This is a genomic window from Microcoleus sp. S1D4 (assembly GCF_036700765.1).
In the GTDB taxonomy this organism is placed as follows: Bacteria; Cyanobacteriota; Cyanobacteriia; order Cyanobacteriales; family Microcoleaceae; genus Microcoleus.
In genome coordinates this window covers 1-15,028 of sequence record NZ_JAUBPP010000005.1, presented here as the reverse complement: position 1 = coordinate 15,028, position 15,028 = coordinate 1, and the positions used below count along the sequence as shown (strand labels likewise).

Annotated in this window: 9 protein-coding genes and 2 pseudogenes; 6 read left to right on the top strand and 5 right to left on the bottom strand. The window is 44.7% G+C overall.

Annotated features, from left to right (window positions below; all coding sequences use genetic code 11):
• Window positions 1–298: 298 nt before the first annotated feature.
• Window positions 299–901, top strand: coding sequence for a superoxide dismutase (locus QT998_RS07035; RefSeq protein WP_333092581.1), 603 nt, complete (start codon window positions 299–301; stop codon window positions 899–901).
• Window positions 902–1,423: 522 nt separating this feature from the next.
• A complete protein-coding gene (locus QT998_RS07030) occupies window positions 1,424–5,770 on the top strand; it encodes an amino acid adenylation domain-containing protein (RefSeq protein WP_333115986.1) in 4,347 nt (1,448 codons plus the stop codon).
• A gap of 614 nt (window positions 5,771–6,384) precedes the next feature.
• Here QT998_RS07030 and QT998_RS07025 read toward each other — a convergent pair.
• The 3 genes and pseudogenes from QT998_RS07025 to QT998_RS07015 all read right to left on the bottom strand — a co-directional run bounded on the left by QT998_RS07025 (window position 6,385) and on the right by QT998_RS07015 (window position 10,530).
• Entirely contained in the window at window positions 6,385–7,128 is a 744-nt protein-coding gene (locus tag QT998_RS07025) for an SGNH/GDSL hydrolase family protein (protein WP_333115983.1), read from the bottom strand.
• A gap of 290 nt (window positions 7,129–7,418) precedes the next feature.
• Window positions 7,419–10,135 (bottom strand): annotated as a pseudogene (locus QT998_RS07020) (bifunctional acetate--CoA ligase family protein/GNAT family N-acetyltransferase).
• Window positions 10,136–10,308: 173 nt separating this feature from the next.
• Window positions 10,309–10,530, bottom strand: a complete 222-nt coding sequence (locus tag QT998_RS07015; protein WP_333115980.1) for a transposase — start codon at window positions 10,528–10,530, stop codon at window positions 10,309–10,311.
• Window positions 10,531–10,958: 428 nt separating this feature from the next.
• Here QT998_RS07015 and QT998_RS07010 point away from each other — a divergent pair.
• A pseudogene (locus QT998_RS07010) lies at window positions 10,959–11,489 on the top strand (bifunctional acetaldehyde-CoA/alcohol dehydrogenase); the annotation flags it as partial.
• Window positions 11,490–11,732: 243 nt separating this feature from the next.
• Window positions 11,733–12,026: an ATP-dependent Clp protease adapter ClpS gene (clpS, locus tag QT998_RS07005; RefSeq protein WP_194008643.1), complete on the top strand. Its 294-nt coding sequence runs from the start codon at window positions 11,733–11,735 to the stop codon at window positions 12,024–12,026.
• A 299-nt stretch (window positions 12,027–12,325) separates the two neighbouring features.
• Here the strand turns inward: clpS and QT998_RS07000 are convergent, their stop codons facing one another.
• Window positions 12,326–12,823: a plastocyanin/azurin family copper-binding protein gene (locus QT998_RS07000; RefSeq protein ID WP_333092577.1), complete on the bottom strand. Its 498-nt coding sequence runs from the start codon at window positions 12,821–12,823 to the stop codon at window positions 12,326–12,328.
• Between the two features lie 184 nt (window positions 12,824–13,007).
• Window positions 13,008–14,126 (bottom strand): tocopherol cyclase family protein, encoded by a 1,119-nt coding sequence (locus QT998_RS06995; RefSeq protein ID WP_333115978.1) that lies wholly within the window; start codon window positions 14,124–14,126, stop codon window positions 13,008–13,010.
• 23 nt (window positions 14,127–14,149) lie between these two features.
• Between QT998_RS06995 and QT998_RS06990 the strand changes: the two genes are divergently transcribed.
• Together QT998_RS06990 and QT998_RS06985 are read left to right on the top strand one after the other, a co-directional pair.
• A complete protein-coding gene (locus QT998_RS06990) occupies window positions 14,150–14,272 on the top strand; it encodes a hypothetical protein (RefSeq protein ID WP_333115975.1) in 123 nt (40 codons plus the stop codon).
• A gap of 85 nt (window positions 14,273–14,357) precedes the next feature.
• Window positions 14,358–14,939 carry an Npun_F5749 family FMN-dependent PPOX-type flavoprotein gene (locus QT998_RS06985; RefSeq protein ID WP_333092575.1) on the top strand — a complete coding sequence of 194 codons (582 nt, stop codon included), beginning with the start codon at window positions 14,358–14,360 and terminating at the stop codon, window positions 14,937–14,939.
• The last annotated feature ends 89 nt before the right edge of the window (window positions 14,940–15,028 follow it).

The window sequence follows — 15,028 nt, the reverse complement described above, 5'->3', positions numbered from 1 at the left end:
TATTTATAACTATTATCATACTTCCATGTGTTGACCATTTCCACCCCAAACTTTTATTTATCGCGCAAGTGGGTTGACATCTTGGCAATGTTTGTGCTAGCTGGCCCATAGTATTAGTAGATTTGGTGAAAACCAGAATTCAAAATTCAAAAATGCTGCAACTGAGATAAAATATAAAAATTGTAAAGAATTATTTACGACAGCTTGATCAACTCAAGCTAGGGACTTTAGGCTCGAATCAATGAAAAGCCGGAAAGTCAACCGAAAAACAACAGCCACCTAGAGAGGATTGAACACAATGGCATTTACACTCGCACCATTACCCTTCGCCGCTGATGCCTTAGAGTCAGATCATATGTCGGCTAACACGTTTTCGTTTCACCACGATAAGCACCACGCTGCTTACGTGACCAATCTCAACAAAATGATTGAAGGCACGGAACTTGCCAGCAAATCCCTGGAAGAAATTGTGATGGCATCTGCTAAAGACCCATCCAAATCTGGCATTTTCAACAATGCAGGTCAAGTTTGGAACCACAATTTCTTTTGGAAGTCGCTCAAACCAGGTGGTGGCGGCACTCCGACAGGAGCTTTAGCTGATAAAATCAAGGCCGACTTTGGCAGCTTCGACAAATTCAAAGAAGAATTCAAGGCTGCTGCGACAACTCAGTTCGGCAGTGGCTGGGCTTGGCTGGTTTTGGACAACGGTACTTTGAAAGTTACCAAAACTGCGAATGCCGACACTCCGGTAGTACACGGCCAAACTCCTTTGCTGACTTTGGATGTGTGGGAACACGCTTATTATTTGGATTTCCAAAACCGCCGTCCCGACTACATTACTAATTTCTTGGATAATTTGGCTAACTGGGATTTCGCAGCCGAAAATTTGGCTGCGGCTTAGTAGCACCTAAGTTTTAGGATTAAAGTCCTCACTACGAATCTATTAAGTTCGTAGTGAGGACTTTATTTTTTGTTTCCAAGGACTGAAGTTCTCACTACTAGCTTAATAGGTTCGCTTAAGTAGGTCGGCGCTGTAAAACGTAAATATATAAACGACTATAAAGCATTGAAGTACACATCTAGCAACACTATTTAGCCTTATTTACATATTTTTCTATTGTGAAGTTTAATATCGCCAACCTACTTAATAAGTGGATGCAAGAATAGGGATGGTAGTTTTGGAACTTCCACTGCCTCACACGGGATCTAATTTGTGAAGATTTCTAAACCCATTTGTAGGGAGGAAAGGAGAGTTATACTATCCTTTCCTCACAAAGTCGGGACGTTTCCCCTTGTTAGAGCAATGTTGTTGTGATAGATAGAGTTTTGGATAGATAGATGTGTGGACAGATAGACGTCTGGAGAGATATATTTTTAATATGGGGTGCCGAAATATTTAACACAACCTTTTGGAGTATAAAAAATGACAAAAAACGTATCAGTAGTGATTCCATCCTACAACAGCGCCCAATTTTTACCGGAAGCAATTGAGAGTATACTTGGGCAGACTCTACCCGTATTTGAGATTATTGTCGTAGATGATGGTTCTACTGATGAAACGAAAGAAATTTGCGATCGCTACCCGAAAGTAACATACTTCTATCAAAACAACCGAGGCCATGCTACTGCACGCAATACTGGTCTGCAGATTAGTACGGGAGAGTATCTTCTCTTCCTGGATAGTGATGACTGCCTTTTGCCTGAAGCGATTGAGATTGGAGTCAAGCATCTCAACGCCATGCCAGAGATGGGCTTGGTATTTGGTCGTTATTTCTTCTATTCCATTCAACCCGATGGCTCATACAAAGTAGAAGAGAAATATGAGAACCAGCCTGAAGTTGCTAATTATGAAACCCTTTTGGCTATCCGGCATAGGGTTCAATGCGGTTGTATTATGTTTCGCCGTGCTGCCCTCGATAGTGTCGCCATTGAGTCTATCGGTGCATTTGATCCAAGTGTATTAGCGACCGAAGATTACAATTTATGTCTGCGAATTGCCCGTAATTTTCCTATCTATTTCCACGGTCAAGTCGTTTCTCAATATCGCTACACTGGCAATAACATATCCAGTAAATCGACCTACTTTCTGATCCATGCAATCCGAGATCATTATCAGCAATGGAGTTACGTTCAACGAACAGAAAAAGAAGAATATATAGTTGCCTATGAGCAGGGCAAACACCACTGGATTAATCTTTTTGGCAATCGATTGCCTTACGAAATCCTGAAATATATAGCAGCTAAAAAATGGGTTGCAGCCTTGGGTATTCTGAGATTAATCTTGTATTACGATCCCAAATTGCAATCTATCGATCGGGCTATTTACGAAACATCCTATACAACTCTGATGTCAGAGCTACGAAAGCTCCCCCTTCAAGACTCCTTAGCCTATTGGCAAAAACAACTTGCGGGAGCCACCCCTTTATTACCCCTACCCACTGATCGGCCACGTCCCCCAGAGCAATCCCTCCAGGGAGCTTCTCTGTCTTTTGGCATTTCTGGGGAAATCACGACAGCCCTCAGCCAATTGGGCGGCCAGGAAGGCGTCGCCCTATCAACAACCCTGTTAGCCGCGTTTAAGATCTTGCTCTATCGCTATACAGGTACGGAAGACGTGATTGTTGGCTCCCCCTTTGTGAGCCGTGTGAATACAGAAAATTTTTTCAATGCCGTCCCCCTTCGTACAGATATGTCGGGTAATCCCACGTTCCCAGAGTTTCTGGGACGAGTGCGGAAAGTTGTTTTGTTAGGGCAAGCCTATCAAGATGTGCCCTATTGCTTATTGGTCGATCAATTTTGTCCCCAGCCCGACTTAAGCTATTCCCCTCTGTTTCAAGTGACCTTTGTCTTTGAGGAAAATATTCCCTTCCAAAGGATCGATCTGTCAAGATTAACAGCCAGTCCGTGGGTGATTGAAAACAACGAAGGAAAGTTTGACTTAACTTTATTCTTAAAACCAACCAGCGCAGGATTGGAGGGGAGTTGGTACTACAGCACGGATTTGTTTGATGCAGAAACTATTGAACGAATGAACGATCATTTCCAGATTTTGTTGGCTGGGATTGTGGCTCATCCAGAACAATCGATTTCTGCCTTACCGCTGTTGCCAGACCAAGAAAAAAATCTGTTGCTTGTGGAATGGAATCAGACTCAAAAAGATGAGTCGCAAGAGCTATGCCTGCACCAGTTAATAGCTCAACAAGCAGAAGTAACTCCAGAGAAAATTGCGGTTTCCTTTGAAGGTCAAACATTGACGTACAAAGAACTACATCAACGCTCTAATCAACTGGCCCACTATTTGCAACAAAGAGGGGTGAAGCCGGATGATTTAGTGGGCATTTGTGTCGATCGCTCTCTCGAAATGCTTGTGGGATTATTAGGTGTGCTGAAGGCGGGCGGAGCCTATGTTCCCATAGACCCCAACTACCCTCCCGATCGCGTGGAATACATGATCGAGAATTCCCAAGCCAAAGTATTGTTAACACAACAGCAGCTTGTGAATAGCCTGCCTGCCAAAGAAGCCAAAAAAGCATTGGTCATCTGTTTGGATACGGATTGGCCACTGATTGCCCAAGAGAGTCAGGAAATGCCGATCGCCAGCGTTACCCCAGAAAATATGGCTTATGTCATTTACACATCTGGTTCTACGGGTAAGCCCAAAGGCGTACAAGTTCTCCACCGTGGGGCAGTCAATTTTTTAAAGTCGATGCGCGAGCAACCGGGGATCGGTGCGACGGATATTTTGCTGTCTGTCACAACACTTTCTTTTGATATTGCAGTCTTAGAACTGTTCTTACCTCTGACTGTGGGAGCGCAGGTTGTGATCCTGAGTCGGGAAGCTGCTATGGATGGCAGAAAGTTATTAAGGACGATCGTCCAATTAGGCATTACGATCCTGCAAGCGACTCCAGTGACTTGGCGATTATTGATAGAATCGGGTTGGGAAAGTCAGTTCCCGCTGAAAATGCTCTCCGGTGGGGAAGCCATGCCCAAAGAATTGGCTGCCCAATTGTTAACCAAAGGTACGGAACTTTGGAATATGTACGGGCCGACGGAAACAACAGTTTGGTCAACGGTTTATCAAGTCAAAGACGCCGAACAGCGAATTTTAATTGGTAAGCCGATCGCTAACACCGATATCTACATCTTAGATTCTCTCCTGCAACCAGTTCCCGTTGGGGTGGCTGGGGAATTACATATTGGTGGTTCAGGATTAGCGCGAGGCTATTTGCAACGTGACGATTTAACCACTGAGAGATTTATTCCTAATCCCTTTCGAGAAACCGAACGAATATATAAGACAGGGGACTTAGCACGTTATTTGCCAGATGGAAATATTGAGTGTTTAGGTCGCCTAGATTTTCAAGTCAAAATTCGCGGTTTTCGGATCGAACTCGGTGAAATCGAGTCTGTTTTGGTCAAACATTCTAACGTGCAGCAGGCAGTGGTCATCGTCAGGGAAGATTTTCCTGGCGACAAGCGTCTAGTGGCTTATATTGTCGCTCTCAATAATCAGAACCCAAGCATCCAAGAACTGCGAAGTCTGCTCAAGGAGTATGTACCAGAATATATGGTGCCATCTATCTTCGTTTTCTTGGAAGCTCTACCTCTAACACCGAATGGTAAGGTAGATCGTAAAGCTCTACCTGTACCTGAACAATCTTGCGAAGCAGCAATCATACCCGCCACTCAAAAGGCTCTAGATTTGCCCGCCCCTACAACTCAAGAAAAGCCAGAAAAGCCAGAAGAAATTGCCAAGCCCAAGGATGATTTGGAAGTTCAACTCGTCAATATTTGGGAAGAAGTATTGAATATTTCACCCATCAGTACGACAGATAATTTCTTCGAGATGGGAGGACATTCCCTATTAGCGATATCCCTAATTCGTGAAATAGAGAAAACCTACAATAAAGAGCTACCTTTACCTATCCTTTTCCAATCGCAAACGATTCAGCAGTTGGCTAACACCCTTCGTAAACAAAGATTCTCGTCTTCTTCGCAGGCTTTAGTCACGATTCAGAAAGGTAGTTCCAAACTGCCTTTATTCTTTATTTACGGCATATTCCTTTACTATAATTTATCAAGACACCTGGGCAAAGACCAAACCTGTTATGGAGTCTATGTCAAAGAGGAAGTCAATATGTTCCAAAGGAATAAACTTGACCAATCACCAACGCCTTCAGTGAGTATTCCATATCTGGCCACTCGCTACCTCAAAGAAATACAAAAACATCAGCCTAAAGGCCCTTACCTCCTAGCGGGTGAGTCCTTAGGTGGCTTAGTAGCTTTTGAAATGGCACATCAACTTCATTTACAGGGTGAAGAAGTAGCTTTACTGGCCCTTTTGGATAGTGCAATTCCAGGAAAAAACCAACTGTCATTGAGTCAGAAGCTGGCTTTTCATATCAAAAAGCTGCGCCAACAAGGGATTTCATATTTGTTCCAAAAAATACGAAAATCGAAGACTAAATCGACTCCTGATATTAACATTAATAATGTTAATAATAATCGCGTAGATCCTCTATTAGAGTTTCGGCAGTACGCTTTCAATAGTTACAAGCCACAGCCTTACCCAGGCAGGGCAGTTTTGTTCCGGGCGAAGGAGGAAAGTCACTTTAGCACTTTGGAAAACTGGAAGGAACTGTTGCTTGAAGGATTAGATATATATGATATCCCTGGAGATCATCTAAGTATCCTTCAAGAACCCAATGTCCCTCTCTTGGCAGAAAAAATGAGAGTGCATATCGATCGAGCTTTAGCAAAACTTTAGGCTGTTGAGTTGAACGACTTATACAAGCGATTCAACAAGCTATTACAGATCAAACAATGCGTCAACGCGCCGCCAGATTGGCGGCGCACATCCAAGGTGAAGATGGTATTACCAAGGCAGTTGCTATCGTACAGGAAATCTAAAATCCTGGGACTGTTTACGGATAACCCGTATTCTACTGGAGGAATTCAAAGAACCTTAAGTTGATCGTACTTATACCCCAATACGGTTTACTTAAGTTAGAGAACCCATTTGATATCTATTCTGCGTAAATCTCAGAAACCGGGTTGAGCTCTATATTTCTCGTCACCCAACCAAAAACTCCAAGAATACCCGGTTTCTCGCCCCTTGCGTAAATCTCAGAAACCAGTTTCTCTCTATATTTCTCGTCACCCAACCCAAAAACTCAAAGATTTCAAATGGGTTCTATAAGGATTGTGAATTAAATAATTTCCATTTTTCTTCTGGCCCATCCCACAACAATCAAATTTGGAAGTTATTTAATTCTCATTTATAAGTTTTTTTTAGGGTGCATCGCTCGTTTAATCTGGCGTTCCAGGGCGAGAGTTGTTTTTGGCGACGCACCCTACGTTGACTTAAGTGAACCGTATTGGTTATCCCCCCTTCAGTATTTTTAATAAGGCTCTTCGATAAATCTGTCTGCCTTCTGAGTCAAGGTGAACGCCATCTGTTGTGACCTTATCTTTCAATACTGTCCCTTCGTACAGGGGCTGAATATCTTTTTCTACTATCAATAAGTTATCTGTCGCTGCCACTTGACGAGTCAAGGCTTGAATGCTTTTCACTCTTTCCAAAGAACCCGCTAGTGTGATATCATGGCTGGCTTCAATCGTTGAGTAAAAAGCAGGGATTAACACTACTTTTTTGGTGTTCATTTTTGTTCTGACAGTGCGGATAATTTCCTGCATATTGTTAACAAATTGTGGATCATTTATCCGATAACCCGCATCATTAGTACCGATCGCAATAATTGATGTATTACATTTAACGTTAGCAGCAGTTAATAGTTTTAGTTGTTCGATCAGAGAAATTGTTGACATTCCGGGCAAGGCAAAATTAAAAGTATCTTGACCCATTGTATTTCCCAGCTCAGAGGTGATAGAATCGCCCCAAATGCAAGCATTAATTCGAGTATTTTTAGTCAGATATAGTTGATAATCAACTTCATCTAGCCACCAAGAACTAGAACTTAGGGTATCTGTCGATAATCCGATGGCATTTGCATTAAACACGACTAAAAATCTACCTAAATACCCCTTCTTTATCGTAAATTCTAAAATCCCTGTTAAGAGAATGACATTTAATAGCAGTGAAATGATCGCGATAGTTTTTTTCATACAGGTATGAGCAAGTAAATTAACATAAATTATAAATATACCTCTTGCAAAAGTGCTTTTAATCAAATTGTGGAACAGGCTTTCCGGCTTGTTCCACGATCAACATTTTTTATTATGGAAGGAGCCGGAGAACCCGTCCTAGTTATTTTTGCAAGAGGTCTAATCACTACACTACCAAAAAGTAATTCACAATTATAATCAGTTTGTCCGATCGCGAATTACGAATTAAGCGATCGCACTCCTCCATCTTGTTTGAGATCGAATAGAGTGCGCGCGTAAGACTGGATGAGCTAGTAGACAAAAACAGCTTTCAACATTCCTTCACCTCGCTCTGGTTTCAGTTCAACTCCTATTTTTTCACAGAGGCTCTGCATCTTGTAGTTGCTAGTGAGAATATAGCCGACGATCGCATTTAATTTCTCTTCGCGACCAATTTGCAGCAGCAGCCTCAATAATTCTGTTCCCAAACCCCGCTCCTGATAGCTGTCACGGACGATTAGGGCAAATTCGGCTGCGTTTTTGCCGTGCAGATTGCTGAGACGTGCTACTCCCAAAATCTGGTGTTCTGAGGTTTCGGGGTCTTTGCGATCGGCTACTAACAGCATTTCTCGATCGTAGTCAATAAAACAACTCCGGGTCAAACGTTCGTGAGCGATGCGGTGCTTTAAATTTACCATATGAGCGTAGCGCAAATACACGCTCTCTTCGGAAAGCTCTTGATGAAACAGCACCATCAGCGGCTCATCTTCCGGGCGAACCGGACGGATGGTAATGGAACTATCTGTTGACCATTGTTGAACGTATTGCACCGGATAGGGGCGAATCGCAGGTGAAACGGTGTTTTCTGTAGTCTGGATCACAACGCGGGCATCGAGGGCGATCGCACCTTCTGGAGAAACCAGCAGCGGATTAATATCTATCTCGGCAATCTGAGGTTGCTCGACAATCAGTTGACTGAAACGAACTAATAACTGTTCGAGTTTTTCTAGGTCAATTGCCGATCGCCCGCGCACTCCTTGTAAAGCTTTGTAGATGCGGGTTTGCTCCATCATCGGCCGCGCTAGGGTGGTATTTAAAGGCAGCAGTGCTAGCGCTCGATCCTGAAAGACTTCCACTAATTGTCCGCCGGAACCAAACAGCATGACTGGCCCAAATTGGGGGTCGATACTGCTACCCAAAATTAGTTCGTAGCCTTCCAAACGCACCATCGGCTGCACAGTAACGCCGAGAAACGCTGCAGGATCGATCGCCCGTACCCGCTGGGCGATCGCCTCAAAGGCACTAATTACAGCCTTAGCATCGCCTAAATTTAGTTGTACGCCCCCCACATCGGTTTTGTGAGTAATCGTCTCAGAATGGAGTTTTAGCACCACAGGATAACCGAGACGATCGGCAATTTCCACAGCTTCGCGATCGCTGGTGGCTATGGATGTGGCGATGGTGGGAATCCCATAAGCAGAGAGTAACTGCTTTGATTCGTACTCTGTTAACAGAGCGCGATCGCTTGTGCGTGCAGAAGTCAAAATTTTAGCGATCGTCGGTCGATCGGGACTCCAGAGATCCGAATCAGCCGCCAGAGAAGGCGTTTCGTAGATAGCGCGCAGGTTGTAGCTGTACCGCCACATATAATTGAATAACCTGACGGCCGTATCGGGATAGGGGAAAGTCGGAATTTTGGCCTGATTGAGAATTTCCGTTGCTGCTAAAACTTCTGCACCGCCCATCCAGCTTGTTAATAAGGGCTTTCCGAGTTTGCTGTAGGACTTTAATTCTTCTGCGGTTTTGGTGGGATTTGTCATCGCTTGGGGTGTGAGGATGACCAACAATCCGTCACTATTGGGATCGGAAGCGACAACTTCTATAGTTTTGGCGTAGCGATCGCTACTAGCATCGCCCAAAATATCGATCGGGTTTTGATGGCTCCACTGAGGGGGTAAAAACTCATCAAGCTGTTGCAGCGTCTCCGGTGCAAGCTCTGCGAGGGCACCGCCGCCGCTAATTAAGGCATCAGTGGCGATCGCCCCTGGGCCTCCTGCATTGGTAACGATCGATAGGCGGTTTCCCTGGGGTCGGGGTTGCTTTGCCAGAATTTCTGCCATGTCAAACAGATCGGAAATCGTATGTACCCGCAAGGCACCACAGCGCCGGAAAGCAGCGTTGAGCACGTCATCGCTGCCGGTCAAAGCTCCCGTATGGGAAGCGGCGGCGGCGGTACGTCCCACCTTGAGAATGATGATCGGTTTGTCGATCGGCACTGGGCGGGCGGCGGACAAGAACGATCGAGCATCACCCATCGATTCCATGTATAAAACAATACTTTTGGTGTGGGGTCGTCCCCAAAATACTCGATCAGATCGCCCCAACCGACATCGAGCATAGAGCCGATCGACACAAAGGTGCTAAAACCGACATTTTCGCCCAAACTCCAGTCTAGAATCGAAGTACAGAGGGCGCCACTTTGACTGATGAAGGCTACATTACCCGGACGGGCGCTCGTACCTGCAAAAGTAGCATTGAGTCCGAGAACAGGATTCATCACGCCGAGACAATTCGGGCCGATAATCCGCATTCCGCCCAGACGCGCTGCAGCCATAATTTCCTGTTCTAGCGCAACGCCTGCCGGGCCAATTTCTTTAAAACCAGCAGAAACAATCACTGCCCCTTTCACCCCAGCAGCGATACATTCGCGGATTGCTTGCGGTACAACAGCCGCAGGCGTAGCAATCACCGCCAAATCCACTACTTCCGGGACGCTAGCAATGTCAGGATAAGACTTGAGCCCTAGGACGCTGTGGCGCTGGGGATTCACCGGAAAAACTGTTCCGCCAAAGGGATTGCTAATCAAATTCCACAGGAGAGTGCGTCCGACACTTCCTTTTCTCTCTGTTGCGCCGATAACAGCCACGGAGCGAGGCCGAAAAATTCGATCGAGTTCGTGACGCTGTTCTTTCCAAATATCGTGAGCCGGATCGCTCGCAGTGCTGTGATTCATTGAATTTACCTGCATAATACCAATACTTCGGACAGTTTTTAAGCAGCGAGAGTACCATAGGATAGGACTGATGGAAGGTTAGGGTGATTTAAAATTAAATTCGGGTCTAAATCTAACTTATCAATAAAGGTGTAAAGTATATGTCTGTTGAATTGCTACCGTTTATAAGAGGTCATTGAAAATACGAATTACTCGGGAGACAAATGACGATTATCAGCTTCATATTTGGCTAAATTTAAAGCAATTAGACTGGCATTAAAATGAAAATTAAGGCGTTGACCACTACGACATTGACCAGAGGATAAACCAGTAAATTGTTTGGTATCACGAAAAATAAACTCAATTTGAAAACGAGCCTGATCATACTCAAGTATTTGCTCACCTGTCAGATCGAACTCAGTGCTAAACAATAAAATATTTTTGGTTTTACCGTTAGGTTGAACTTCTCCAAGGCAAGCTAAACGTATTTTACATTTTAAACAAACACTCCATACTACTCATGAATAAAGCTTAACCCCGGCTTAACTTCTTTGATGAAAGTTAAATTTCTTAACTTTTTATAGTCTACTTTTTCATCATATTTGCGAGGAGTTCTCCGTTTATTTGTTTCACCTGTATAGAGGTAATTCAAGTTGATTTCAGACCGTAATGTGCTCATCAAATTTAAATGAGAATTTCTGACAGCATCCCAGAACTTAGCGCGGTAATAATAACCGTCAGCTACCAAATAACGTACAGATTCTGGCAATAAAGAACGAGTTTCTTTTAAATGTTGATAATAGTCGTCAACTCTTGTTAATTAAGGCATTGAGCTTTGGGGTACTTCTTTTTTAGTCGGTATGCTGCTACGATCGCCCGGATGGCATTTGCGAACGCTTTTCTGGGGGTTTGTCACTCAATGGCTCACCAATTAGGTGCAACTTGTCACGTCCCTCACGGTTTAGCGAATGCGCTGATGATTTCCCATGTAATTGGGTACAATGCAACGGATGTTCTGTTCAAACAAGCGATTTTTTCTCAGAATAAGTATCCTAACAGCAAGTGGCGTTATGCGCGAATTGCGGATTATCTGAATTTGGGCGGGGAGACACTAGATGAGAAAGTTGAGAACTTGATCGCAGCGGTGGAAGATTTGAAGCGTCAGGTAGATATTCCTAGCACTATTCAGGAGGCGATCGCCAGTCAGGGAATGAGTGATGATTTCTTTTTTGCTCGCGTTGAGGAAATGGCCGATCGCGCTTTTGACGATCAATGCACCGGAGCAAACCCCCGCTATCGGCTGATTGAAGATTTAAAGCAACTTCTGTTGCAAGCATACTCTGACACCAACACTTCTGGGGTCGATCGAGAGTTAACTGTAGTTGGATAAGCTGTACTGCATCTAACGATCGATCGGAAACCGGGTTTTTCAACCAAAATCGTGGGTAGAAACCCTCAATTTCCTGAAAACCCGGTTTCTTTGTCCTCAAATCTCAAATCGAAAAATCGCCCTTGCAAATAAATCGACTTTGGCGATTTATTTGCAAGGGGCGGTTTTAAAGTTCATAAATTGTGATATAGTTGAAGAGGTAACTATTTTACGAATTTTGTAGTTTCAGTGGCTGTTCGCGCGATGACCTCTTCACCAACCATAGCACCCGTTCGATCGAGTCAAGTTACCCGCAAGCCTTATCCTAACTATCGGGTAATAGTCCTCAACGACGATTTCAATACATTTCAGCACGTAGTGGAATGTTTGACGAAATACATTCCAGGGATGACGAGCGATCGAGCTTGGGATCTCGCCAACCAAATCCACAACGAAGGCCAGGCCACCGTCTGGGTTGGCCCGCAAGAACAAGCAGAACTTTATCATATGCAATTGAGCCGTGCTGGACTGACAATGGCTCCGCTAGAATCGACTTAAAAGTCTGTAGAAGCCCGAAAGTTCGACTTTTTGTGGCTAATTAATCTTCAAGCAATACGATATCCGCTGAAGCTAAACTCGATCGGCATAAATATTCGATCTGTTAACTGCCGATTTCCAGCGGATAGACACAGATATAGCCTTTCTGTGCTCTCATATGAGCTACTATCTGGGATAGGGCAAACCGGGCAGAGGGCATAAGGCATACCTCACAACGCTTGAGAACCACTATAGACGCAGATAATTCAATGCAGTCTGCGATTAAATTCTCTGCTCGTCTCAACTATGGGATAGGGGGATTAAGAGGCGATCGCAATTTTGCCAACCATCCCCGCCTCAGTATGTCCCGCTACGGTACAGCGAAGGTTGTAACTTCCCGATTTCACCGGCACAAACAACCATTCTGCCACCGCCCCTGGTTTAAGTTCCAGTTCGTGAATACTGCCTTTAACTTCCACGTTACCAGCTTCAACTTTTTGAGTCCAACTCGCATCTGCAAAATTTTTGGAAGTGAAATAATGTTTCTGCGGACTGGGATTTTTCAGCACTAATTTATAGCGCTTACCAGATTCAAATTCTAGCTGATTGGGAAAGAATTTGAGTTCTCCAGCTTCGTTACCCAAGCTAACATTAATTTCGGTGACAGGTTGGCGAGACAAATCACCAGCATTGGCAATTGTCGCAGGTATTAAGATTGCACCCAAACATAAAATTAGTCCCAAAATTCTTTTGAGAGTTGGTTGTAATTGTTGGTTTCGGTAGAATTTTTCTAATTGTAAACCGAGTATTTTTATCATGGCTGTTTTACTAATGTTAACTGACTGCTGACTGCTGACGTTGGACGGAAAGATCGGGGGGACAGCACCAATGCCCAATGCCCAATGACTAATGCCCACTGACTAATGACTAGCCTTCGACTTCGCGAGCGGCTAAAATGACTAATGACTAATGACCACTGACTAATGACTACTGACTACTAACTTAATTCGATCGCCAAACTTCATCCCAAGGCCCGCCGCCAACTTCCAAACCAGACAAAGAACTTTGAGCCTCTAAAATAATTTTATAACGCTGCTTGCCATTGCGATCGACATTTCCCCCCAACAACTCTCGCAGTTGCAACCGCAAATCACCGTGCGTCGTATCCCGGCAGCAAAAAGCCAGGCCTTTTTCTGTAGGAGCTCGCAGATAAGTACCAGGACTGTTTGTAGTGCCAATTAACTCAACTTCAAACTGACTATTTCTAGCCTGCATTTTCCAGCTTCCCCAAGGTTGAATAGTCCAACTAACTTGCGAATTCCAAGGCACAAATTCGTAAAACTTGCCTCGGTAATGCAGACAAATCATTGCCACCGATTCCATCCACCACAGCACGCCCCGCTTGCCGCCGCCAGCAGTTACAGCTAAATCGCTTTCGCCTTGAAAACAATTGCAATTAATCCAAAACCACTTTTGCGGAAAAGCACCGCCCCAGTTTTTTTCGCTGTAAGCGGGAGCGTCTTTAAATTCGTAGCGTTCGCCGTTCCAATCTATCCAGCCCGTGGCTAAACCGTGAGCCATTAAAATTTGCCATCCAGGCTCAAATATGGGCAGAAAAGATAGCATTCCCGCCGTGGATTTCTGGAGCTCCTGAGAGTTTCCCCAGCCGTAAATAGGTTTGATTTCGTACTGCCAAAAACAGTGACCGCCACTTCCCGGATCGTGCAGATAACCTTGATTCAAAGTAGCAGTAGCTTGATAGCCTTCTTCGACGCTGCTGTCGAATACTTGCGGCTCTAAATATTGGGGTTTAATTTGTAAATCTGTTTTGCCCCAATGTCCAAAACCTAAGCTTTCTCGGTGCGCCCAAAACTTATTTACATCGGGGAAGGTGCGGCACAAATAGCTATCTTTGGGGCCGAGAATTTGGGCAGCACCGCCACTGTATGGTTGACCACCTCTGGGGTCTTCGATGGAATACATGAAGGCAAAGGATTGTCCGTGAATTGGTAATGTTATTCGGTAGTACCAGCCTTCAAAAAAGCGCCGGGAACTGCCGTCCCAGTGGTAGCCGCTGTGGGGAGTTTCTATAGTTTTGATTTTTGAGAGTGCATTTGACATAAAATTACCAATAGCAGAAAGAAGTGTCAGTTGTTAGTTGTCAGTTGGCAGTTGGCAGTTGGCAGTTGGCAGTTGGCAGTTGGCAGTTGGCAGTTAACAGTCAACAGTCAACAGTCAACAGTCAACAGTTAACAGTTAACAGTTAACAGTCAACAGTCAACAGCTAACCATTCCCTAATGACTAATGACTCATGACTGATGACTACTGACTAACATGATAGAAGATTAATTATGACTTTAGCACTTTGGCGATCGCCCTTAGCGCGAGCTCTCCACCGCAACCGCAGTCTTGCTTTTGCTCGCTACTTGCAATTAGCAACCGTTCGCGCCACTGGTCGTCCGGCTAACCGCACTGTGGTGTTTCGAGGCTTTTTAGGAGATACTAATCAGTTGAAGTTTATTACTGATATTCGCAGTCAGAAGGCGGAAGAAATTGACCTCTATCCTTGGGGGGAGATTTGCTGGTATTTCCCTAAAACTCGGGAACAATTTCGGATTGCTGGACAACTGATTTTGGTGCGGCAAGACGATGCAGATTCCGAGTTGTTGACAGCGCGCCGTACAGCTTGGCAGGAGCTTTCTGAGGCTGCTCGATCGCAATTTGCTTGGCCTGCACCGGGGGAAGATAAGGCGGATGCTGGTGCTTTTGATTCTGCTTCCCCAGATGCTCACGAGCCGCTACCGAATTTTTGTTTGCTGTTGTTGGAACCGGAAACGGTGGATTTTTTGGAGTTGCGGGGAGAACCGCAGAACAGATCGCTTTACGGGCGCGATGGGGATGGAAATTGGTTTGTGCGATCGGTCAATCCGTGAAAAAGAAGTTATTAGTCAGTTGGCAGTTGGCAGTTGGCAGTTGGCAGTTGGCAGTTGGCAGTTGGCAGTTGGCAGTTGGCAGTTGGCAG

Excerpts from the sequence above, each read along its gene's own strand:
- QT998_RS07025 (WP_333115983.1), bottom strand. The coding sequence starts at position 7,128 with ATGAAAAAAACTATCGCGATCATTTCACTGCTATTAAATGTCATTCTC.
- QT998_RS06995 (WP_333115978.1), bottom strand. The coding sequence starts at position 14,126 with ATGTCAAATGCACTCTCAAAAATCAAAACTATAGAAACTCCCCACAGC.
- QT998_RS07035 (WP_333092581.1), top strand. The coding sequence starts at position 299 with ATGGCATTTACACTCGCACCATTACCCTTCGCCGCTGATGCCTTAGAG.
- clpS (WP_194008643.1), top strand. The coding sequence starts at position 11,733 with ATGACCTCTTCACCAACCATAGCACCCGTTCGATCGAGTCAAGTTACC.
- QT998_RS07030 (WP_333115986.1), top strand. The coding sequence starts at position 1,424 with ATGACAAAAAACGTATCAGTAGTGATTCCATCCTACAACAGCGCCCAA.
- QT998_RS06985 (WP_333092575.1), top strand. The coding sequence starts at position 14,358 with ATGACTTTAGCACTTTGGCGATCGCCCTTAGCGCGAGCTCTCCACCGC.
- QT998_RS07000 (WP_333092577.1), bottom strand. The coding sequence starts at position 12,823 with ATGATAAAAATACTCGGTTTACAATTAGAAAAATTCTACCGAAACCAA.